At 42.6% G+C, this 23,246-nt stretch carries 23 protein-coding genes; 20 read left to right on the forward strand and 3 right to left on the reverse strand.

The annotated features are described in order from the left end of the window. Positions 1-26: 26 nt before the first annotated feature. The 6 genes from glmM to HT680_RS02085 all read left to right on the forward strand — a co-directional run bounded on the left by glmM (position 27) and on the right by HT680_RS02085 (position 6,774). Positions 27-1,379 carry a phosphoglucosamine mutase gene (gene glmM / locus HT680_RS02060; RefSeq protein WP_173257865.1) on the forward strand — a complete coding sequence of 451 codons (1,353 nt, stop codon included), beginning with the start codon at positions 27-29 and terminating at the stop codon, positions 1,377-1,379. 73 nt (positions 1,380-1,452) lie between these two features. Further along, the gene (locus HT680_RS02065; protein WP_173257867.1) at positions 1,453-1,827 is read left to right on the forward strand and encodes a DUF1149 family protein; all 375 of its coding nucleotides are present in this window, start codon (positions 1,453-1,455) and stop codon (positions 1,825-1,827) included. A gap of 2 nt (positions 1,828-1,829) precedes the next feature. Next, a complete protein-coding gene (locus HT680_RS02070; RefSeq protein WP_173257869.1) occupies positions 1,830-2,678 on the forward strand; it encodes a DegV family protein in 849 nt (282 codons plus the stop codon). Between the two features lie 264 nt (positions 2,679-2,942). Beyond that, positions 2,943-3,710, forward strand: a complete 768-nt coding sequence (dapB, locus tag HT680_RS02075; protein ID WP_173257872.1) for a 4-hydroxy-tetrahydrodipicolinate reductase — start codon at positions 2,943-2,945, stop codon at positions 3,708-3,710. Then, entirely contained in the window at positions 3,707-4,906 is a 1,200-nt protein-coding gene (locus HT680_RS02080; protein WP_173257874.1) for a CCA tRNA nucleotidyltransferase, read from the forward strand. Before dapB ends, HT680_RS02080 begins: the two co-directional genes overlap by 4 nt. Further along, positions 4,903-6,774 (forward strand): ABC-F family ATP-binding cassette domain-containing protein, encoded by a 1,872-nt coding sequence (locus HT680_RS02085; RefSeq protein WP_173257876.1) that lies wholly within the window; start codon positions 4,903-4,905, stop codon positions 6,772-6,774. Before HT680_RS02080 ends, HT680_RS02085 begins: the two co-directional genes overlap by 4 nt. Before the next feature lie 37 nt (positions 6,775-6,811). Here the strand turns inward: HT680_RS02085 and HT680_RS02090 are convergent, their stop codons facing one another. Continuing rightward, complete coding sequence (locus HT680_RS02090) at positions 6,812-7,999, reverse strand: cation diffusion facilitator family transporter (protein ID WP_173257878.1); 1,188 nt, start codon at positions 7,997-7,999, stop codon at positions 6,812-6,814. A gap of 307 nt (positions 8,000-8,306) precedes the next feature. Between HT680_RS02090 and HT680_RS02095 the strand changes: the two genes are divergently transcribed. The 5 genes from HT680_RS02095 (at position 8,307) to yaaA (ending at position 14,151) form a co-directional block, all read left to right on the forward strand. Then, positions 8,307-11,003, forward strand: a complete 2,697-nt coding sequence (locus tag HT680_RS02095) for a cation-translocating P-type ATPase (protein WP_173257880.1) — start codon at positions 8,307-8,309, stop codon at positions 11,001-11,003. A 104-nt stretch (positions 11,004-11,107) separates the two neighbouring features. Further along, positions 11,108-11,518, forward strand: a complete 411-nt coding sequence (locus HT680_RS02100; protein WP_173257882.1) for a peptide deformylase — start codon at positions 11,108-11,110, stop codon at positions 11,516-11,518. 11 nt (positions 11,519-11,529) lie between these two features. Then, a complete protein-coding gene (locus HT680_RS02105) occupies positions 11,530-13,125 on the forward strand; it encodes a hypothetical protein (protein ID WP_173257884.1) in 1,596 nt (531 codons plus the stop codon). 86 nt (positions 13,126-13,211) lie between these two features. Continuing rightward, positions 13,212-13,343 carry a DUF3953 domain-containing protein gene (locus tag HT680_RS02110; protein WP_240146444.1) on the forward strand — a complete coding sequence of 44 codons (132 nt, stop codon included), beginning with the start codon at positions 13,212-13,214 and terminating at the stop codon, positions 13,341-13,343. 79 nt (positions 13,344-13,422) lie between these two features. Further along, complete coding sequence (gene yaaA, locus HT680_RS02115; RefSeq protein WP_173257886.1) at positions 13,423-14,151, forward strand: peroxide stress protein YaaA; 729 nt, start codon at positions 13,423-13,425, stop codon at positions 14,149-14,151. Between the two features lie 31 nt (positions 14,152-14,182). Here the strand turns inward: yaaA and HT680_RS02120 are convergent, their stop codons facing one another. Together HT680_RS02120 and HT680_RS02125 are read right to left on the reverse strand one after the other, a co-directional pair. Beyond that, positions 14,183-14,731 carry an NADPH-dependent FMN reductase gene (locus tag HT680_RS02120; RefSeq protein WP_061417136.1) on the reverse strand — a complete coding sequence of 183 codons (549 nt, stop codon included), beginning with the start codon at positions 14,729-14,731 and terminating at the stop codon, positions 14,183-14,185. A 91-nt stretch (positions 14,732-14,822) separates the two neighbouring features. Then, positions 14,823-15,269 carry a MarR family transcriptional regulator gene (locus tag HT680_RS02125; protein WP_000809184.1) on the reverse strand — a complete coding sequence of 149 codons (447 nt, stop codon included), beginning with the start codon at positions 15,267-15,269 and terminating at the stop codon, positions 14,823-14,825. 118 nt (positions 15,270-15,387) lie between these two features. Here HT680_RS02125 and HT680_RS02130 point away from each other — a divergent pair, with 118 nt between their 5' ends. The 9 genes from HT680_RS02130 to HT680_RS02170 all read left to right on the forward strand — a co-directional run bounded on the left by HT680_RS02130 (position 15,388) and on the right by HT680_RS02170 (position 23,245). After that, positions 15,388-15,864, forward strand: a complete 477-nt coding sequence (locus HT680_RS02130; protein WP_057489463.1) for a DUF5590 domain-containing protein — start codon at positions 15,388-15,390, stop codon at positions 15,862-15,864. 9 nt (positions 15,865-15,873) lie between these two features. Next, positions 15,874-17,052: a pyridoxal phosphate-dependent aminotransferase gene (locus HT680_RS02135; protein ID WP_173257888.1), complete on the forward strand. Its 1,179-nt coding sequence runs from the start codon at positions 15,874-15,876 to the stop codon at positions 17,050-17,052. A gap of 149 nt (positions 17,053-17,201) precedes the next feature. Beyond that, the gene (asnS, locus tag HT680_RS02140; RefSeq protein WP_173258633.1) at positions 17,202-18,548 is read left to right on the forward strand and encodes an asparagine--tRNA ligase; all 1,347 of its coding nucleotides are present in this window, start codon (positions 17,202-17,204) and stop codon (positions 18,546-18,548) included. Positions 18,549-18,682: 134 nt separating this feature from the next. Further along, the gene (locus tag HT680_RS02145; protein ID WP_173257890.1) at positions 18,683-19,891 is read left to right on the forward strand and encodes an MFS transporter; all 1,209 of its coding nucleotides are present in this window, start codon (positions 18,683-18,685) and stop codon (positions 19,889-19,891) included. Between the two features lie 131 nt (positions 19,892-20,022). Next, positions 20,023-20,313 (forward strand): 30S ribosomal protein S6, encoded by a 291-nt coding sequence (rpsF, locus tag HT680_RS02150; RefSeq protein WP_001151782.1) that lies wholly within the window; start codon positions 20,023-20,025, stop codon positions 20,311-20,313. Positions 20,314-20,324: 11 nt separating this feature from the next. Then, entirely contained in the window at positions 20,325-20,795 is a 471-nt protein-coding gene (gene ssbA / locus HT680_RS02155; RefSeq protein WP_000609594.1) for a single-stranded DNA-binding protein SsbA, read from the forward strand. A gap of 31 nt (positions 20,796-20,826) precedes the next feature. Continuing rightward, positions 20,827-21,066: a 30S ribosomal protein S18 gene (rpsR, locus tag HT680_RS02160; protein ID WP_000068664.1), complete on the forward strand. Its 240-nt coding sequence runs from the start codon at positions 20,827-20,829 to the stop codon at positions 21,064-21,066. A 213-nt stretch (positions 21,067-21,279) separates the two neighbouring features. Continuing rightward, entirely contained in the window at positions 21,280-21,762 is a 483-nt protein-coding gene (locus HT680_RS02165; RefSeq protein WP_173257892.1) for a GNAT family N-acetyltransferase, read from the forward strand. 82 nt (positions 21,763-21,844) lie between these two features. After that, positions 21,845-23,245 carry a Cof-type HAD-IIB family hydrolase gene (locus HT680_RS02170; protein WP_173257894.1) on the forward strand — a complete coding sequence of 467 codons (1,401 nt, stop codon included), beginning with the start codon at positions 21,845-21,847 and terminating at the stop codon, positions 23,243-23,245. The last annotated feature ends 1 nt before the right edge of the window (position 23,246 follow it).

Genomic DNA, 23,246 nt, shown 5'->3' on the forward strand with positions numbered 1-23,246 from the left:
AATAATAGAAAAGGATGATAAATAAAATGGGTAAATATTTTGGGACCGATGGAGTCCGTGGAGAAGCAAACGTAGAACTGACGCCAGAATTGGCCTTTAAACTGGGACGTTTTGGTGGATATGTTCTTAGCCAACACGAAACAGAAGCCCCTAAAGTCTTTGTAGGACGTGATACACGTATATCAGGAGAAATGTTAGAATCTGCCTTGGTGGCAGGTCTCCTCTCTGTAGGGATTCACGTCTACAAACTCGGTGTCCTTGCAACACCAGCAGTAGCATACTTGGTCAAAACTGAGGGAGCAAGTGCAGGTGTCATGATTTCCGCTAGCCACAACCCAGCCCTTGATAATGGAATTAAATTCTTTGGTGGGGATGGCTTCAAACTTGATGATGAAAAAGAAGCAGAAATAGAAGCCTTGCTGGATGCTACAGAAGACACCCTTCCTCGTCCAAGTGCCGAAGGCTTGGGAACCTTAGTGGACTATCCAGAAGGTTTACGTAAGTATGAAGGCTACCTTGTTTCAACTGGAGCTCCTCTTGAGGGAATGAAAGTGGCCTTGGACACAGCAAACGGTGCAGCGTCTACAAGTGCCCGTCAGATTTTCGCTGATCTTGGTGCTCAGTTGACAGTTATCGGTGAGACACCAGATGGTCTTAATATCAACTTGAATGTGGGTTCTACACACCCAGAAGCCCTTCAAGGAGTGGTCAAAGAAAGTGGGTCAGCTATCGGTTTGGCCTTTGACGGAGACAGTGACCGTTTGATTGCTGTTGATGAAAATGGCGACATCGTTGATGGTGATAAGATCATGTATATCATCGGGAAATACCTTTCTGAAAAAGGCCAGTTAGCCCAAAATACTATCGTAACAACCGTTATGTCTAACCTTGGTTTCCATAAGGCCTTGGACAGCGTAGGCATTAATAAGGCAGTCACTGCAGTTGGTGACCGCTATGTCGTCGAAGAAATGAGAAAATCAGGCTACAATCTTGGTGGTGAACAGTCTGGTCACGTTATCTTAATGGATTATAATACAACAGGTGATGGTCAATTATCAGCTGTTCAATTGACTAAAATCATGAAAGAAACAGGCAAGAGCTTGTCTCAACTAGCATCAGAAGTGACGATTTACCCACAAAAACTGGTTAATATCCGAGTGGAAAATGCCATGAAAGAAAAAGCCATGGAAGTACCAGCCATCAAGACAATTATCGAAAAGATGGAAGAAGAGATGGCAGGGAACGGCCGTATCCTTGTCCGCCCGAGTGGAACAGAACCCCTCTTGCGTGTCATGGCAGAGGCACCTACAACAGAAGAAGTGAACTACTATGTAGATACGATTGCGGATGTAGTTCGAGCTGAAATCGGTATTGACTAAAGCCTAGAAAACTAGATGAAAAGATAAAAATGTGGTACAATTGCATAGTAAATTGTAGCAATGGGAGAGAAAAATGAATCTTAAACGAGAACAAGAATTTGTTAGCCAGTATCACTTTGATGCTCGTAACTTTGAATGGGAAAATGAAAATGGAACCCCTGAAACTAAGGTAGATGTGAACTTTCAGTTGCTCCAACATGACCAAGAAAACCAAGTAACTTCGCTAGTCGTTATCTTGAGTTTCATGATTGTCTTTGACAAATTTGTCATCAGCGGAACAATTTCTCAAGTTAACCATGTGGAAGGTCGTATTGTCAACGAACCAAGCGAATTTAACCAAGAAGAAGTTGAAAACTTGGCACGTCCATGCTTGAACATGCTCAACCGTTTGACGTATGAAGTAACAGAAATCGCCTTGGATCTTCCAGGGATCAATTTGGAGTTTTAGTCATGAAATTAGCTGTCATTACAGATTCTTCAGCCTATTTAGAGGAGAAGACGCAGCAAAGAGAGAATCTATTTGTCTTGGATATTCCTGTTAATATTGATGGAGAGGAGTATGTAGAAGGTGTCAATCTGACTGCTGAGGAATTTTATCAAAAAATGGCTCAGTCTGCAGAATTGCCTAAGACTAGTCAGCCAAGTATTGCCAAATTGTATGAGATTCTAAGTTCCTTGAAAGATGAGGGGTATACCCATGTCCTGGGACTCTTTCTTTCGTCAGGAATCTCAGGTTTTTATCAGAATATCCAATACATGGTAGACGAGTATGATGGTTTGACCATTGCTTTTCCTGATACCCATATCACAAGCTCTCCTCTAGGATTTATGGTGGAAAGTGCCTTTGAATGGGCAGAACAAGGCGACGATTTTGCTCAGATTCAGGAAAAATTAGCTCTTCAAATTGCTGATAACTCAGCCTTTATCATAGTAGATGACCTCGATCACTTGGTTAAGGGAGGTCGTCTGTCAAATGGTGCGGCTGTTTTGGGGAACCTTCTCAGTATCAAGCCCATTCTTTACTTTAATGACCAAGGTGTAATTGAAGTTTACGAAAAAGTTCGTACGGAAAAGAAGGCAACTAAACGTTTGGTGGAAATCATCAAAGAGTTGACAAAAGATGGGGATTACCGTATTACAGTCATTCATGGTAACGCTCCTCAAAAGGCGGCAGATTTGCGCCAGCTTTTGATGGAGAGTGGTGTGACTGCTGAAATTCCAATTGAAACCTTTGGTAGTGTCATTGGGACCCACCTTGGAGAAGGTAGCATCGCCTTGAGCTATACGCCAGTTGTCTAGATTGTTCTGGCAGGATTTGTATCTTAGAAATTGAACACGGACTACCTGCCTCTTGAAAAAAGATGCCTGTCTTGCCTTTCGTGGAAAGTCAGCGCCATTCCCTATTTTTCATGGGCAGCTAACGTCCTTTGTATCTTGATAATTGAACATGCCTGGAACACTGTGTGAAAAAGATAGTTCTTCCAAGGAGTAGACACTCCTTGATCAGACCTCCTATTTTCACTTTGTGTTCTTGCAGGCTTTGTATCTTGAATAGGAGTAGAGATGAGTATTCGAGTGATTATTGCTGGGTTTAAGGGAAAGATGGGTCAGGCCGCTTGTCAGATGGTCTTGGCTGATCCTGACTTGGACTTGGTGGCAGTGTTGGATCCTTTTGAGTTTGAATCAGAATGGCAGGGGGTTCCTGTATTCAATGATAAGGCTGCCTTGGCTGGTTTTGAAGCTCATGTCTGGGTAGACTTTACAACACCAGCTGTTGCCTACGAAAATACACGCTTTGCTCTTGAAAACGGCTTTGCTCCTGTCGTAGGAACAACAGGCTTCACTAGTGAAGAAATTACAGAATTAAAAGAATTTTCCCGTGAGAAAGATTTGGGTGGCTTGATTGCCCCTAACTTTGCCTTGGGTGCTGTCTTGCTCATGCAATTTGCAAGGCAGGCTGCCAAATATTTCCCAAATGTGGAGATTATCGAGCTTCATCATGACAAGAAAAAGGATGCTCCGAGTGGAACAGCCATTAAAACAGCTGAGTTGATGGCAGAAGTTCGGGAGTCTATCCAGCAAGGTGCGCCCGATGAGGAAGAACTCATTGCAGGAGCTCGTGGTGCTAATTTTGATGGCATGCGCATCCATTCAGTTCGTCTACCAGGCTTGGTAGCTCATCAGGAAATTATCTTCGGCAATCAGGGAGAAGGATTGACCCTTCGTCATGACTCCTATGATCGCAGCTCCTTCATGACAGGGGTGAATTTGGGAATCAAAGAAGTTGTCAAGCGTCATGAGCTTGTCTATGGATTAGAACACTTATTATGAGATTAACACAAATGCCTTCTGAATTTCAGAAGGCTTTACCAGTATTAGAAAAAATTAAAGAAGCAGGTTTTGAAGCCTATTTTGTTGGGGGTTCCGTCAGAGATGCCCTCCTCAATCGTCCCATCCATGACGTGGATATTGCGACCTCTTCCTATCCGGAAGAGACTAAGCAGATTTTTCCGCGAACAGCCGATATCGGAATCGAGCATGGAACCGTCTTGGTTTTAGATGGTGACGAGGAGTATGAAGTAACAACCTTTCGGACAGAAGATGTCTATGTAGACTATCGCAGACCCAGTGCGGTTTCCTTTGTACGTTCGCTAGAAGAAGATCTCAAGCGACGTGATTTCACAGTTAATGCCTTTGCCTTGGACGAAACAGGCGAAATTATTGATTTGTTCCATGGTTTAGAAGATTTGAAAAATCAAGTCTTGCGAGCAGTTGGAGTGGCTAGTGAGCGTTTTAACGAGGATGCTTTGCGCATTATGCGTGGTTTTCGTTTTCAGGCCAGTCTTGGTTTTGAACTTGAGCGAGAAACATTTGAAGCGATGAAATCCTTGACTCCGCTCTTGGAGAAGATTTCTGTGGAACGTACCTTTGTTGAATTTGATAAACTCTTGCTGGCACCTTTTTGGCGAGTTGGTCTGTCTTCCATGATTGAGAGTCGAGCTTATGACTATCTTCCAGATATGGCAGGAAGCCAGGACAAGCTCAACAGACTGTTTGATTTGGAGAGTGATTTCACTTTTGAATCTTCCGAACAAGCCTGGGCAGCTCTCTTGTGGGCTTTGGAGATTAGAGATGCACAGCCATTTTTAAAAGATTGGAAGACCTCACGTCAATTTGCCAAGCAGGTTCAGGATTTGCTGAGCATTTTGATGCTTCGTGAGAAGGGAGAATTGAGCAAGCGCGATTGTTACCACTTTGATTTGGATTCCCTTCTACAAGCTGAAAGTCTTCGTCAGGCCCAAGGAAAAGAAGTCAATCCGCAAGCTATCACAGAAACCTACCAGAGTTTGACCATTCACGATAAGAAAGAAATCCAGATTAACGGTGGTATTTTAATCAAGGAATACGGTTACCAGCCTGGTCCAGATTTGGGAGAGATTTTAACAGAGATTGAGTATGCCATTGTCGATGGAGAGTTGGAAAATGATCGTCAAGCAATCCATGCTTATCTGAGGGAGAAAAAATGAGTGATTTTATCGTTGAAAAACTAAGCAAATCCGTTGGTGACAAGACCGTTTTTAAGGATGTTTCTTTTATCATCCATGATTTAGATAGAATCAGTCTGATTGGTGTCAACGGAACGGGTAAGACCACCCTTTTAGATGTTCTATCAGGTGTTTCTGGTTTTGATGGCGATGTTAGTCCCTTTTCAGCTAAGAATGACTACAAGATTGCCTATTTGACACAGGATCCTGATTTTGATGATAACAGGACGGTCTTGGATACGGTTCTCTCCAGCGACCTCAAGGAAATCCAGTTGATTCGTGAGTATGAGTTAATCATGCTCAACTACAGTGAGGACAAGCAGGCTCGTTTGGAACGGGTCATGGCAGAGATGGATTCTCTCCAAGCCTGGGAAATTGAAAGCCAGGTCAAGACGGTCCTCAGCAAGCTGGGTATTCAGGACTTATCGACTCCAGTTGGTGAATTGTCAGGTGGTCTAAGAAGACGGGTTCAGTTGGCGCAAGTTCTCCTAGGAAACCACGACCTCTTGCTTCTGGACGAGCCGACTAACCATTTGGATATTGCGACCATTGAGTGGCTGACCCTCTTTTTGAAAAATTCTAAGAAGACAGTTCTCTTTATCACCCACGATCGTTATTTCCTAGATGCACTATCAACGCGGATTTTCGAGTTGGACCGAGCAGGCTTGACCGAGTATCAGGGAAATTATCAGGACTATGTTCGCCTTAAGGCTGAACAAGATGAGCGTGACGCTGCCCTTCTCCACAAAAAAGAACAACTTTATAAGCAAGAACTGACCTGGATGCGCAGACAACCGCAGGCGCGTGCGACCAAGCAACAAGCCCGTATCAATCGTTTCCACGACTTGAAAAAGGAAGTTTCAGGCGGCGTTGCTGAGACAGACTTGACCATGAACTTTGAAACCAGTCGGATTGGGAAAAAAGTCATCGAGTTTAAGGATGTTTCCTTCGCTTATGAGAACAAGCCCATTTTACAAGATTTCAACCTCTTGGTGCAGGCCAAAGACCGCATTGGAATCGTTGGGGACAATGGTGTTGGGAAGTCAACTCTTCTCAATCTCATTGCAGGAAGTCTTGAGCCGACTGAAGGTCAAGTTATCATTGGTGAGACGGTTCGCATCGCCTATTTCTCTCAACAAATCGAAGGCTTAGACGAGAGCAAGCGCGTTATCAATTACCTGCAGGAAGTGGCAGAAGAGGTCAAGACCAGTGGTGGTTCTACGACTTCCATCGCTGAGTTGCTAGAGCAGTTCCTCTTCCCACGTTCGACGCATGGAACCTTGATTGAGAAATTGTCAGGCGGAGAGAAAAAACGCCTTTATCTTCTCAAATTGCTCTTGGAAAAACCAAATGTTCTTCTTTTGGACGAGCCGACCAATGATTTGGATATTGCGACTTTGACAGTTTTGGAGAATTTCTTGCAGGGCTTTGCGGGTCCTGTTTTAACAGTCAGCCACGATCGCTATTTCCTTGATAAGGTAGCGACCAAGATTCTTGCCTTTGAGGATGGGAATATTCGTCCATTCTTTGGTCATTACACTGACTATCTGGATGAAAAAGCCTTTGAAGCAGAAGCGACCAGTCAAGTTCAAAAGGCTGACAAGGAAAAGGTTGTCAAAGTCCGTGAAGAAAAGAAACGGATGACCTACCAAGAAAAGCAGGAGTGGGCAAGCATTGAAGGCGATATTGAAGACTTGGAAAATCGTATCGCTACTATTGAAGAGGAGATGCAGGCAAATGGCTCTGATTTTGGTAAACTTGCAACACTTCAGAAAGAGCTCGATGAAAAAAACGAAGAACTTCTTGAAAAATACGAACGCTATGAATATTTAAGTGATTTTGATAGCTAGAAGAATAGAGAAATCCCGTCTCATGGACAGGATTTCTCTATTCTTCTTTTTTGGTTTCTTGATGAAAGATATTTTGCCAGGTTTCGTGGCGACGCCAGATACTGGTATGGACGATACCATCTAACTCATAGCAAATGAGCTTGGTTTTTTGACTAATAGAAGTAATTTGAATATCCTTGATTGTAGTAGATGGTTCTTTTGCAACTTTGTAGGCGCCCTTGTCCATCTGCTCTCCATCTTGACGGATATAGAGAAAGTCCTCAGCAAGGAGTTCTTCTAGCTGATTCCCCTGGTCAATCAATTGCTCGCGCATGAGTAGTTTTTTATAGACATTGTCCAAAATTTCGTCTTCAGGTATAGGAGCAGGTTCGATATGGACATCAGTATCAAATACTCCAAATCGTTCTTCTAGCATAGACTCAACCTGATCTGCAATTTCGTGACTTTCATAGACTGATAGATCAGGATTCATCTCCAGCGTGATATCAAGGTAGATATTGCTACCGTAGGTACGCCCTCTTTGGGACTTAACCTTACTAATCTTTGGAATCTCCATGATGGCCTTTTGATAATCTTCCAGCAGACGGTCGTCAAAACCATCTGAAAGACTGAAGGAAGACTCGATAAAGATATCATAGGCTGTCTTTAAGATAAAGAAAGTGATGATGATAGCAACCAGTTTATCCACGATTGGATAATTGAAACTGCTGGCTAGGATGGCAATGGAAGTCCCCAGCGAAGTGACAGCATCGGAAAGATTGTCTTTTGCCGCCGCTTTGAGAGCCTTGGATTTGGATTTCTTACTGAGACGAGTATTATAGAGATAAACGGCGAACATGACTGCCGCTGATAAGACTCCTAGACTTGCACCCAGAGGGTCAATAACCGTCTGTTCCCGACTGAGAATTTTTTGAATGGTATCCCGAAGAACATCAAAGCCAACGTAGAACATGATGATGGAAGTAATCAAACTAGCCAAATCTTCAATCTTCCAGTGACCGAAACGATGGTCACGGTCTGCGGGCTGGCGAGCCATCCGAATACCGATCAGAAGAGCAACATTTCCGATAATATCTGATACGTTGTTGAAACCATCCGCTACCAAACTGGAAGAATGTAGGAGGTGGCCAGTCGCTAACTTTGCCGCAGACAAGAGGAGGTAGGTCGAAATGCTGATAATGGCTCCACGTTCTGCCAATTTGAGATTTGACATGGATTGGTTCATCGGGCTTCCTTTTCAGTATAAATAATATTCTTTCATTATACTGGTTTTTGCGGGAAAATTCAAATTTAGTCCTCCTTCATCGGATTTTAATTCTTGAAAATTGTTCAAATTTTGATATAATAGTACTACTCAAGGGAGTAGCTGGCAGAAACCTGTGATAGTGTCGTCATTCCGAATTTTATACTGCAAAGTATTCTTTCCGGCGCTATCTTAAACAGCGAGACTTGTTATGATTAACAGGTCTCTTTTTGTTTGTCATAAAACCAAAAGAGACATTGTTTTGCACACAAAGTCAAGGAGGAGACACATGTCAAAAGAACAAAAACGCCAAGCGTTTTATACTCAAAGTCCTGAAGAGGTCTTGAAGTCGGTTGAAGCAACTGAGCAAGGCCTTTCGTCAAGCGAAGCGCAGAAACGCCTAGCTGAATATGGGCGCAATGAACTGGAAGAGGGTGAGAAAAAATCTCTCTTGGTTAAATTCATCGAACAGTTTAAGGATTTGATGATTATTATTTTGGTGGCTGCAGCCATCTTGTCTGTCATAACTTCTGGTGGGGAAGATATCGCAGATGCCATCATTATCCTAGCTGTTGTTATCATCAACGCAGCCTTCGGTGTTTACCAAGAAGGAAAAGCAGAAGAAGCTATCGAAGCCCTCAAGTCGATGTCTAGTCCAGCTGCTCGCGTTATCCGTGATGGGCATATGGCTGAGATTGATTCCAAAGAATTGGTGCCAGGTGATATCGTTGCTCTTGAAGCAGGTGACGTAGTACCAGCAGACCTACGTTTGCTAGAAGCCAACTCTCTTAAAATCGAAGAAGCAGCATTGACAGGTGAGTCTGTTCCAGTTGAAAAAGATTTGACTGTAGAACTCGCTACCGATGCTGGTATTGGTGACCGTGTCAATATGGCCTTCCAAAACTCAAACGTGACTTATGGTCGTGGTCTTGGTGTTGTTGTCAATACAGGTATGTACACTGAAGTTGGTCATATCGCTGGCATGCTCCAAGATGCGGATGAGACGGATACACCACTCAAACAAAATTTGAACAACCTTTCTAAGGTCTTGACCTATGCAATTTTGGTCATTGCCCTTGTTACTTTTGTAGTTGGAGTCTTCATTCAGGGCAAAGATCCACTCGGTGAGTTGATGACCTCTGTTGCGCTTGCTGTTGCAGCCATCCCAGAAGGCCTTCCTGCTATCGTGACCATCGTTCTTGCCCTTGGTACTCAAGTTTTGGCAAAACGAAACTCTATCGTTCGTAAGTTGCCAGCAGTAGAAACACTTGGTTCAACTGAGATCATCGCTTCTGATAAGACTGGTACACTTACTATGAACAAGATGACCGTCGAAAAAGTCTTCTATGATGCAGTTCTACATGATTCAGCTGATGACATTGAACTTGGTCTTGACATGCCTCTTCTTCGTTCAGTTGTTTTGGCTAATGATACTAAGATTGATGCAGAAGGAAACCTAATCGGGGATCCAACCGAAACAGCCTTCATCCAGTATGCCTTGGACAAGGGCTATGATGTTAAAGGATTTTTAGAGAAATATCCTCGAGTAGCTGAATTGCCATTTGACTCGGATCGTAAACTCATGTCAACAGTTCATCCATTGCCAGATGGAAAATTCCTAGTGGCAGTCAAGGGAGCTCCTGACCAACTCTTGAAACGTTGTGTTTCTCGTGATAAAGCTGGAGATGTCGCTCCGATTGATAATCAAGTCAATGACTTAATTCACACAAACAACTCTGAAATGGCTCACCAAGCCTTGCGTGTTCTTGCAGGTGCTTATAAGATTATTGATAGCATTCCAGAAAACTTGACTTCTGAAGAACTGGAAAACAGCTTGATTTTTACTGGTTTGATTGGGATGATTGACCCTGAACGTGCCGAAGCAGCAGAAGCGGTTCGTGTCGCTAAGGAAGCAGGAATCCGTCCAATTATGATCACTGGTGACCACCAAGACACAGCGGAAGCCATTGCTAAACGTTTGGGAATCATCGATGAAAATGACTCAGAAGACCATGTCTTGACTGGTGCTGAGCTCAACGAACTTTCAGATGAAGAATTTGAAAAAGTCGTTGGTCAATACTCTGTTTATGCGCGTGTATCTCCAGAACACAAGGTTCGTATCGTGAAAGCTTGGCAAAACCAAGGTAAGGTCGTTGCCATGACAGGTGACGGTGTCAATGATGCGCCAGCTCTGAAAACAGCTGATATCGGTATCGGTATGGGGATCACTGGTACAGAGGTTTCTAAGGGTGCATCTGACATGATTCTTGCGGATGATAACTTTGCGACCATTATCGTCGCAGTTGAAGAAGGACGTAAGGTCTTCTCAAACATTCAAAAGACCATCCAGTACCTGCTTTCTGCAAATACTGCTGAAGTATTAACCATCTTCCTAGCGACCCTCTTTGGATGGGACGTTTTGCAACCAGTTCATCTTTTGTGGATCAACTTGGTAACCGATACCTTCCCAGCTATCGCTCTTGGTGTTGAACCAGCTGAACCTGGTGTTATGACCCACAAACCACGTGGACGTAAGTCAAGCTTCTTCTCAGGTGGGGTCTTGAGTTCTATCATCTATCAAGGTGTACTCCAAGGGGCACTCGTCTTGACCGTTTATGGTCTTGCTCTTGCCTATCCGGTCCATGTAGGAGACAACCAAGCCATTCACGCAGATGCTCTTACCATGGCCTTTGCAACACTCGGTTTGATTCAGCTCTTCCATGCCTACAACGTTAAGTCTGTTTACCAATCCATCTTGACAGTTGGACCATTCAAGTCTAAGACCTTCAACTGGTCTATCTTGGTATCCTTCATTCTTCTTATGGCAACCATCGTCGTAGAACCACTTGAAGGTATCTTCCACGTAACCAAACTAGACTTATCACAGTGGGGAATTGTTATGGCTGGCAGCTTCTCAATGATTCTTATCGTAGAAATCGTTAAGTTTGTTCAACGTAAACTTGGTCTTGATAAGAACGCGATTTAAAAAGAAAGTCATCTTCGGATGGCTTTTTTCGCATTTGAGGGAAAGGACTAGAAGTTGCCCCCTTTTATGCTATAATAAAGTAAAGTAGCAAGGAGCGTAAGAGAATGGAAAAGAAAATTGTCCGAGACGTCTTATTCTTGTCGCAGGTCTCGAAACCTGCAAGTCAGGAAGATCTTTATCTGGCTAAGGATTTGCAGGATACCCTGCTGGCCAATCGCGAGACCTGTGTCGGTCTGGCAGCCAATATGATTGGGGAGCAGAAGCGCGTGATTATCTTTAATCTTGGACTGGTTCCTATGGTCATGTTTAACCCCGTTCTTTTGTCTTTTGAGGGAGCTTACGAGACGGAGGAAGGTTGTTTATCCTTGACAGGAGTGAGACCAACGACTCGTTATGAAACGATTACGGTATCCTATCGCGATAGCAAGTGGCAGGAGCAGACCATTACGCTGACAGGTTTTCCAGCTCAGATCTGCCAGCATGAACTGGATCATTTGGAAGGACGAATTATTTAGGAGGAACTCAGATGAAACGTATACTCTTTGAACTTGTTTTTATCGCAATGACCTGGTATATCTTTTTACCACCCTTCAATCTTACCAGTTGGGAATTTATCTTTTTCCTATGTGGGCATCTGGTGGTGATGGGTATTTTGTTTAGTTTCCGAAAGGATACCAATCTCCTCAAGACGGTTCACGTACGTCATGGCAAGGTTGCCAACGAACTTAATCTAGAAGGGCTTCATTTTAATAAATTAGGTGGAGGATTGTTGCTGGCTGCAGGCCTTATCTTTGCCCTTGCTGGTCTGGTAAGCCTAGTTACCTCTAGCTTTTTCCAGGCTAAAAACTATGCCAATGTGGTGTCTATCACAGAAAAAGACTTTAAAGACTTTCCTAAGAGTGATACCAGTAAGGTTCCAATCCTAGATCGGAGCACTGCAGAAAAGATTGGTGACCGTTACCTGGGCTCTCTGACGGATAAGGTATCCCAGTACGTGGCGGCAGATACTTATACCCAGCTGACAGTTGATGGCAAACCTTATCGGGTGACACCTTTGGAGTATGCTGATCCCATCAAATGGTTCAACAATCAAGCCAAGGGAATTGGCGAGTATATCAAGGTTGATATGGTGACAGGAAATGCGGAATTAGTAGATTTGAAAACACCGATGAAGTATTCGGACTCCGAGTATTTTAACCGTGACGTCAAACGTCATCTTCGAATCAAGTATCCGACCAAGATTTTTAAAACGCCCTCCTTTGAGGTGGATGATGAAGGTAATCCTTTCTATGTAGCAACCGTTTATCAAAAACAGTTTGGTCTTGGAGTACCTCGCCCTTCATCTGTTATTATCTTGGATGCTACTAATGGAGAAACCAAGGAATATAGCTTGGATGAAGTGCCAGAATGGGTGGACCGTGTCTATCCGGCCGAAGAAACCATCCAGCAAATAAACTACAACGGCAAGTACAAAGACGGTTTCTGGAATGCCTTGATTTCTAAAAAAAATGTTACCCAAACGACAGAGGGCTATAACTATCTTTCTATCGGAAATGACATTTATCTCTACACGGGGATAACTTCAGCAAATGCTGACGAAAGTAATTTAGGTTTTATCCTTGAAAACATGCGAACTGGTGAAATCACCAAGTACAATCTAGCATCAGCAACCGAAGAATCTGCCCGTGCTTCCGCAGAAGGAGCAGTACAAGAGAAAGCCTACAAGGCTACATTCCCTATTCTTGTCAATCTCAATGACAAGCCTCTCTATATCATGGGCTTGAAGGACAATGCAGGTCTGGTCAAGGAGTATGCTTTGGTCGATGCAGTGGAGTACCAAAACGTCATCGTAGCAGCTACGGTAGATGAACTCCTCAGCAAGTATGCCAATAAAAACGACCTCGAGCTGGATAATGAAACGGTAGAAAGTATCAAGGGAGTGATTTCAGACCTTAAATCAGCTGTTATTAAGGGGGATACCGTCTACTTCTTTAAAGTTGATGGCAAGATTTATAAGGTCAAGGCTTCCGTGTCAGACGACCTCCCTTACCTTGAAAATGGCCAATCCTTCGAAGGTCAAGTTGGAAAAGATAATTATCTCAAGACCTTTAAAGTACAATAATACTCTTCGAAAATCAAATTCAAACTACGTCAGCGTCGCCTTGCCGTACTCAAGTACTGCCTGCGGCTAGCTTCCTAGTTTGCTCTTTGATTTTCATTGAGTATAAAAATAGGTTTTCTCAGTTCAAGGAGAAAAAAGATAAATTCTTATCTATCTTAACAAGCTTAGCTGGCACAGCCCTTGTTCTCATGGCTATCTGGTTAGGATGGCCAAAATAAACAGAGAAACCTCGGTTTATACCGAGGTTTCTCAGATGAAATTCTTGGTCGTGGTTGAAAAATATGCTACACTAACAATATGAAAATTTTAATCCCAACAGCCAAAGAAATGAACACAGACCTTCCTATGATTGAAGCGCTCTCTTTGAGGAAAGAAAGCCAGGCAGTCCTTGACTCACTGGCGCACTACTCAGTCAGTGAATTAAAAAGTTTTTATAAGGTATCTGCCGAGAAAGCAGAAGAAGAGCACGCTCATATTCAAGCTCTAAAAGATCACAGGGCTAAGAACTATCCAGCCTTGAAGCTCTTTGACGGTCTCATGTATCGCCACATCAAACGAGATGGGTTAGCCGAGGCTGAACAAACCTATCTTGAAAATCATGTCCTGATTACCTCGGCTTTATACGGTGTTGTTCCTGCCTTGTCGCCCATGGCTCCTCATCGTCTGGACTTCTTGATGAAGTTAAAAGTTGCTGGTAAGACTTTAAAGAGTCATTGGAAGTCGCCCTACGATGAGGCGCTACAGGATGAGGACTTGATATTTTCACTCCTATCATCAGAGTTTGAAACTGTATTTTCGAAGGAAATCAGAGAAAAGATGGTGACCTTCAAATTTATGGAGGACAAGGGTGTTCAGCTGAAGATTCACTCAACCATTTCAAAAAAAGCCCGTGGCGCCTTTTTGACCGCCTTGATAGAGGGGCAAGTCCAAACAGTCGAACAAGCTCGTAAGCTCAGCTTCGCCGGTTTTGACTACCGACCTGATTTATCAAGTGACTTAGAACTCGTCTTTGTGAAACAAGGATAAAACCAGCTCATTCGAGCTGGTTTTTGCTGGATTAGTTGATGGCTGCAAGAAGGTTGTCAGCTTGTTTGGCAAGTGATGAAGCAGTTGTTTCTTCTAACACCAATTTTCCGTCAGCCCAAGCAGAGTCATTGACACGAGCAGCTGTAAAGTCACCAACGACTTGTGTACGGATAAATGGCAAGAGGTCTTTGTAAATAGCAAAGAGTTGATCGTGACCGGCATTGGCTACAGATGAGACAGTAACAAACTTGTCTTGGAGGGCAGAAGCACCACGTGTATCAGACAAGTCAATGGCGCGAGAGAGCCAGTCAAGCAAGTTTTTCACTGTTCCAGGGATAGAGAAGTTGTATACTGGAGAGAAGATCCAGATGGCATCAGCAGCAAGAACTGCTTCACGAGCAGCAGCTACAGCTGGATGAGTTGGAACTTCCAAATCTTGGCTGAAGAGAGGAACAGCTGAGTAATCAAGATAGCTAACTTCTACTTTACCAGCAAGTACTTTTTCAGCTTCGAGGGCCATTTGGTGGTTGAAAGAACCTTGGCGTAGTGAACCGACGATAAATAATACTTTTTTAGACATGATGTGTCTCCTTTTGTTTAAAATTTAAAGAGCGAACTCTTTTGTTACCATCTATGTTACAACAAATGATACTAATTAGCAATAATTTTGCTCACAAATGTTTAAATTTTTTTAAAATCCGGATTAAGTCTTCCTTTTCGCCATCTTCCAAGATGCTGAGTGCTTCTACGATAGAATCGATATGATCAGGAAGAACCTCTTCGATTTTTCTGCGTCCTGCAGGTGTTAATTTCAGGAAAAAGGAGCGACGATCTTTTGGGTCACAAGTTCTAGAAATCCACCCATCTCGAACCATATTTCGAATGACAACAGTCATGTTTCCAGAAGTGGCTAGCATTTTTTCAATCAAATCCTGAATGCGTAGTTCCCCCTTGCTGTAGAGGGTTTCCAAAACTGAAAATTGAGTGGGTGTTAGCCCGTGTTCTTTGGCAGCCTTGGCTTCATATGGTTTAAAAGTTCGTATGGCCTTATTGAGGACGATAGCTGTTTTTAAATCTAATTGATTATCGGAAATTTTCTCTTTTAAATGTTGTTTCATAAGGCTATTTTATCAATAATGAGAGAGAAAAACAAGAACTTCTATTTTATAGGAAAAGAATCTTAGAATGTTCCTGTCTTCACTTGTAATAAAGGAGGAGAGATGGTAAAATAGACGAGTGAAACTAAGACAGAAAAAAGCAAAAAACAAGCTACTTTTACAGTATGGAATCGGCATTGCTCTGGTACTGCTAGTCATGACCACTTCCTTCCTTTATCTGATATCACTCAGCATGAAACCCTATCAAGATGCTAGAGTTGAGGGAGAAAAACTAGCCAAGCAGTATGCAGAATTGGAAAAGGCGGATCAGGTTGATTTTTACAATGGACTAGAAGGCTATTACAGCGTTCTGGGACATAATAAAAAGCAAGAGGCCATTGCCGTATTGATTGAAAAGAATGACCACAAGATTTATGTTTATCAGCTTGATAAGGGGATTTCTCAAGACAAGGCAGCGACGATTTCGAGGGAAAAAGGAGCTAGTGATATTGATAAGATCACCTTTGGTCGTTATCAGGATAAGCCGATTTGGGAAGTTAAGTCAGGAAACCAGTACTATCTGGTCGACTTTGAAACAGGAGCAGTGATCCAATAAGGAGGACATATGAAACTATCCAAGCGTGTACTAGAAATGGAAGAAAGCGTCACTCTAGCTAGTGATGCAAGAGCCAAAGCATTAAAAGCTCAAGGAAGGGATGTTCTTTTCTTAACCTTGGGACAGCCTGATTTTCATACTCCTGAAAACATTCAGGATGCAGCGGTAGAAGCGATTCGAGATGGACGAGCTTCCTTCTATACAGTTGCTTCAGGCCTACCAGAGTTAAAAGCAGCGGTTAATACCTATTTTGAACGCTACTATGGGTATTCCGTAGCGGCTAACGAGGTTACCTTTGCCACTGGTGCCAAGTTCTCTCTCTACACCTTCTTTATGGCTGTGGTCAATCCAGGTGATGAGGTCATCATCCCTACACCATACTGGGTCAGCTATGGAGACCAGGTCAAGATGGCAGAAGGTGTGCCAGTCTTTGTTCAGGCCAAGGAAGACAATCACTTTAAAGTAACAGTAGAGCAGCTAGAAGCAGCCCGAACAGATAAGACCAAGGTCTTGGTTCTCAATTCACCATCGAATCCGACCGGTATGATTTACTCTCGTGAGGAACTCTTGGCTATCGGAAATTGGGCTGTTGAACATGGTGTCCTTATCCTAGCAGATGATATTTATGGTCGTTTGGTTTATAACGGGAACGAATTTGTTCCAATCTCTAGTTTGTCAGCAGCCATTCGCAAGCAAACCATCGTGATTAACGGTGTATCTAAGGCCTATGCCATGACTGGTTGGCGGGTAGGTTATGCTGTGGGAAATCCTGAAATTATCGCTGCTATGAGCAAACTAACAGGACAAACAACCTCAAATCTGACTGCCGTATCGCAATATGCTACCATTGAAGCGCTGACTGGACCGCAAGACTCTGTTGAAACCATGCGGCAAGCCTTTGAAGAACGTTTGAATACTATTTACCCTCTCTTGTGCCAAGTACCAGGATTTGAAGTTGTCAAGCCCCAAGGAGCCTTCTATCTCTTTCCAAATGTTAAAAAAGCGATGGAGATGAAGGGTTATACCGATGTGACAGAGTTTACAACGGCTATTCTCGAAGAAGTCGGCCTTGCCTTGATTACAGGAGCTGGATTTGGAGCACCAGAAAATGTTCGTCTCAGCTATGCCACAGACTTGGATACATTAAAAGAAGCTATTCGTCGTTTGCACCAGTTTATGGAAAAATAAAACTTAGAATCTTCGCCTTTTTAGCGAAGATTTTTTGTAACGAAAATCTCGCGATTTTTCTCTAGTAGAACCTAGCTATCGCAGTCTATTTATGGTAAAATAGTGGGTAATGATGTCTTCGGACAAGTTAAACGAAAAAAGGAAGATAGATTATGACAAAACGTGTAACAATTATCGATGTAAAAGACTACGTTGGTCAAGAAGTGACCATCGGAGCCTGGGTTGCCAACAAATCAGGAAAAGGGAAAATTGCCTTCTTGCAATTGCGTGATGGAACAGCCTTCTTCCAAGGTGTAGCATTTAAACCAAACTTTATTGAAAAGTTCGGTGAGGAAGTGGGTCTAGAGAAGTTTGATACGATTAAACGCTTGAGCCAAGAAACGTCTGTTTATGTGACAGGGATTGTCAAAGAAGACGAACGTTCTAAGTTTGGCTATGAGTTGGATATTACAGACATCGAAGTGATCGGTGAATCTCAAGACTACCCAATCACACCAAAAGAACACGGAACAGACTTTTTGATGGACAACCGTCACTTGTGGCTCCGCTCTCGTAAGCAAGTAGCGGTTATGCAAATCCGTAACGCTATTATCTATGCAACTTATGAGTTTTTCGACAAGAACGGCTTCATGAAATTTGATAGCCCTATTCTTTCAGGAAATGCGGCAGAAGATTCAACTGAACTCTTTGAAACAGACTACTTTGGAACACCAGCCTACTTGAGCCAATCAGGTCAGCTTTACCTAGAAGCAGGTGCTATGGCTCTTGGTCGTGTCTTTGACTTTGGTCCAGTATTCCGTGCTGAAAAATCAAAAACGCGCCGTCACTTGACTGAGTTCTGGATGATGGACGCAGAGTACTCTTACTTGACACACGATGAGTCACTTGACTTGCAAGAAGCTTATGTAAAAGCTCTTCTTCAAGGTGTTCTAGATCGTGCGCCTCAAGCCTTGGAAACCTTGGAACGTGATACAGAGCTCTTGAAGCGCTACATTTCAGAGCCATTTAAACGCATCACTTACGATCAAGCCATTGACCTCTTGCAAGAACATGAAAATGATGAAGATGCTGACTACGAGCATTTGGAACATGGAGATGACTTTGGTTCACCACATGAAACATGGATTTCAAACCACTTTGGTGTACCAACCTTCGTTATCAACTACCCAGCAGCTATCAAGGCCTTCTACATGAAACCAGTTCCTGGCAATCCAGAGCGCGTGCTTTGTGCAGACTTGCTGGCACCGGAAGGCTATGGAGAAATCATCGGTGGTTCTATGCGTGAGGAAGACTATGATGCCCTTGTTTCCAAGATGGAAGAACTTGGTATGGATCGTACAGAGTACGAATTCTACCTTGACCTTCGTAAATACGGTACAGTACCACATGGTGGATTTGGTATCGGTATCGAGCGTATGGTAACTTTCGCAGCAGGAACAAAACACATCCGTGAAGCCATTCCATTCCCACGTATGTTACACCGTATCAAACCGTAAACTAAATCAAAACGCCGTAATAGGCGTTTTTTCAAAACACCATAATACTTGAAGGAAGAGGTGAAGGACATGTAAAGTAAAGCTTAACAAGTGACAAACACAAAGATACAAATACACTTGTTAAAGGAGAAACTATGTTTAAACGAAATTACCGGAAGAATATCGGTCTCATGGCTGGTGTGGAATTTTTTGCCTTTCTGGGCATTACCAGCTTTTGGATTCTATTTCTCAGTCAAAACGGGATGTCGCTTTGGCAGATTGGCTTATTGGAAAGTATTTTTCATGCCACCAGTGTCATCTGTGAAATTCCCTCTGGAATGTTAGCTGACCGCTATTCCTATAAAACCAATCTGTATTTAAGTCGAATAGCTGGGATTGCGTCGTCTATTCTCATGTTACTAGGACAAGGTAATTTTTGGATTTATGCACTTGCTATGGTGGTGAGTGCCTTGTCTTATAATTTTGATTCGGGGACGAGTGCAGCCATGGTTTATGATTCAGCCGTGGAGGCTGGATTAAAAGAGCGCTACTTATCTATCTCAAGTTTTATGTCAGGAGTCGCAGAAGGAACTCGGTCTTTAGGGACGGTTTTAGCAGGATTTTTTGTCCATGGTCAATTGCACTTGACCTACTATATCATGATTGCTACTTCGATTATCGTTCTTTTTCTAACTTGGATGCTAAAAGAGCCTAGTGTTAAAGCGCAAAAATCTGAGCGCTTGACGATGAAAAAAATAATCTGGACTGTCAAAGAAGAGTTGCAGAGAAATCCCAGTCTTTTTGGTTGGATGATTCTGTCCCAAATCATCGGAACACTGATGTGTATGTTTTATTTTTACTATCAAAATCAACTGCCTGACCTAGAAGGGTGGCAGATTTCGATGGTCATGCTGATGGGCAGTGCTTTGAACATCTGGGCAGTTTATCTAGCAAGTAAGATTGGAAAGAGGTATTCAGCCTTAAAACTCTTTCCAATTCTTGTCCTCTTGACGGGAGGAACTTATTTGCTGTCCTACTTTGGTACGCCATTGATTTATATTTTGGTTTATTTGATTAGTAACGCCTTATATGCTCTCTTTCAACCGATTTTTGACAACGATTTACAAAAGCGACTCCCAAGTGAGGTACGGGCAACCATGCTAAGTGTTTACTCTATGATGTTCAGCCTGAGTATGATCGTCATTTTTCCTCTGACGGGGTGGTTGATTGACTATCTAGGATTTGTAGTAGCCTTCCTTTACTTAGGATTCGTTTTAGTACTAGCCAGCTTTTTGCTATTTTTAAATTTGAAAGAGATGGCCGGATCTGTAGAACTGAAAGAGAATGTTATTTCTAAGCAATAGACTTTTTTTCACTTTTATCTTTTTTCTCTTGCAATCTACTAGCTTTTCTAGTATAATAGTTAATTGTGAGCAAACCTCACTTACCCCTTGCAAAGACTTGGGGTCATTAGACCAAAAGGAGGAACATATCAATGGCTAAATACGAAATTCTTTATATCATTCGTCCAAACATTGAAGAAGAAGCGAAAAACGCTTTGGTAGCACGTTTTGACTCTATCTTGACTGACAACGGTGCAACTGTTGTTGAATCAAAATCATGGGAAAAACGTCGTCTTGCATACGAAATCCAAGATTTCCGTGAAGGACTTTACCACATCGTTAACGTTGAAGCAAACGACGACGCAGCTCTTAAAGAGTTTGACCGTCTTTCAAAAATCAACGCTGACATTCTTCGTCACATGATCGTCAAACTTGACGCGTAAGAAGGTAAATTATGATTAACAATGTTGTACTTGTAGGGCGTATGACACGCGATGCTGAGTTGCGTTATACCCCATCAAATGTAGCAGTTGCGACTTTTACTCTTGCAGTAAACCGTACATTCAAGAGTCAAAACGGCGAACGTGAGGCTGATTTTATCAATGTCGTTATGTGGCGCCAACAGGCTGAAAATCTTGCTAACTGGGCTAAAAAAGGCTCTCTTATCGGGATCACTGGTCGTATCCAGACTCGTAGTTACGATAACCAGCAAGGACAACGTGTCTACGTAACAGAAGTCGTGGCTGACAATTTCCAAATGTTGGAAAGCCGTAGCGTGCGTGAAGGACATACAGGTGGGGCTTATTCTGCACCAACTGCTAGTTATACAGCACCTACACAATCAGTACCTGACTTTTCACGTGATGAAAATCCATTTGGAGCAACCAATCCTTTGGATATTTCAGATGATGATTTACCATTCTAATGGACAATTAAAACTATAAAGGAGAAAAAACATGGCTCAACAACGTCGTGGCGGATTCAAACGCCGTAAAAAAGTTGATTACATCGCAGCAAACAAAATTGAATATGTTGATTACAAAGATACTGAGCTTCTTAGCCGTTTCGTTTCAGAACGTGGGAAAATCCTTCCACGTCGTGTAACAGGAACTTCAGCTAAAAACCAACGTAAAGTAACAACAGCTATCAAACGCGCTCGCGTAATGGCTTTGATGCCTTTCGTAAACGAAGATTAAAGAAAAAAAAGACCCCAACGGGTCTTTTTTTCAGGTCCCCCGGACCTCTTTTTTCAGACTTTTACAGGACTCCGTTCGAAACGTCTACTTTTTGACCTAGTAAGATTCTTTTGTCTTACTAGGTTTTTTCTTTTAATCTTTGTTGTCGTGCTATAATGGTAGGAGAAAGCTTTAAAGGAGCATCTTATGTAGGGAAATGCTATTATTAGAAAAATGATTGAATCGGATATCCAACACCTGTCCCAAGGTTTTATCAATCAAGGTTGGCCCGGTAGAGAGGAAATTTTGGCTAGATATTTTCTGGAACAGAAAAGCAAGGAGAGAGAAGTCTTAGTTGCAGAGGTTGAGGGTGCTTTAGCGGGGTATATCACAATTTTGCCCTGTGCTAAGCAAGGTCCGTTCGCAGAAATCCATCCAGAACTTTCAGATTTCAATGTCTTTGAGCCTTTTCAAAATCAAGGAATTGGAAACCTCTTGATGGAAGAAGCTGAAAATCAAGTTAAGCTCATATCGGATAAGGTGACCCTTGGTGTTGGGCTCCATTCAGGGTATGGACCTGCCCAGAGATTGTACATCAAACGAGGCTATATTCCTGATGGTTCAGGCGTTTGGTATCGAAATCAGCCGTTGGAAATGAATGCGACTATTCAAAATAATGATGATTTAGTTCTGTACCTATCCAAGAAGTTCGAATAAGAGATAGTGAATTTCTTTGAAGATAGGGGATTTCTTTACTTTATGGTATAATGGAAAGAGTTAGATTGAAAGAGGTAGAGAGATGGATGCAAAATTAAAATACAAGGCAAAGAAGATTAAAATCGTCTTTTTTGATATTGATGATACCCTGCGTGCGTCAAAGACAGGTTTTATTCCAGCTACGATTCCTACTGTCTTTAAGCAGTTGCGAGAGAAAGGGATTTTAACAGGTATCGCCTCTGGGCGTGGTATTTTCGGTGTTGTTCCAGAGATTCAAGATCTCAAGCCAGACTTTTTTGTAACCTTGAATGGTGCCTATATAGAAGATAAAAAAGGAAATGTCATTTATCAAAATCAGATTAAGAGGCCAGATGTTGAGGATTATATCTCTTGGACCAAGCGAGAAGGGATTGAGTACGGCTTGGTTGGCAGTCATGACGCCAAACTCTCCACTCGGACAGAAATGATCAGTGAGGCGATTGATCCGATTTATCCAAACTTGGATGTGGATCCTGACTTCCATGAAAAAGTAGATATTTATCAGATGTGGACCTTTGAAGATAAAGGAGATGCCTTGCGCTTGCCAGAATCTTTATCGGATAAACTTCGCATGGTCCGTTGGCATGAACATTCATCTGATGTGGTACCAATTGCAGGCTCAAAGGCTGCTGGTGTGGCAAAGGTTGTAGAACACCTAGGATTGAAACCAGAGAACGTCATGGTCTTCGGAGATGGTCTCAATGACTTGGAACTCTTTGATTATGCAGGAATTAGCATTGCCATGGGAGTTTCCCATGAAAAAATCAAAGAAAAAGCAGATTATATTACAAAAACAGTAGAAGAAGATGGCATTTTTGATGCCTTAGAAGGATTTGGTATGGTAGAAAAAGAATTGCATTTCCCACAAGTAGACATTGAAACAGTAGAAGGTCCGTTGGCGACTATTAAGACAAATCACGGAGACTTGCGTATCAAGCTCTTCCCTGAACATGCTCCTAAAACAGTAGCAAACTTTGTCGCTCTTTCAAAAGATGGTTACTATGATGGTGTGATTTTCCACCGCATTATCAAGGACTTTATGATTCAAGGTGGAGACCCAACTGGTACTGGTATGGGGGGAGAGTCCATTTATGGACAAGCTTTTGAAGATGAATTTTCTGAAGAACTTTATAATATCCGTGGTGCCCTTTCTATGGCCAATGCTGGTCCAAATACCAATGGAAGCCAGTTCTTTATCGTGCAAAACCACCACTTGCCATACTCTAAGAAAGAGATTGCACGTGGTGGTTGGCCAGAACCAATCGCTGAGATTTATGCAGAGCAAGGCGGAACTCCTCACCTTGACCGTCGTCACACTGTTTTTGGGCAATTGGTCGATGCAAAATCTTTTGCAGTCTTGGATGCCATTGCAGCTGTTGAAACTGGTGCTATGGACAAGCCAGTTGAAGATGTAGTAATTGAAACGATTGAAATTGAGGACTAAT

This window comes from Streptococcus sp. 5905 (genome assembly GCF_013276505.1).
GTDB lineage: Bacteria > Bacillota > Bacilli > Lactobacillales > Streptococcaceae > Streptococcus.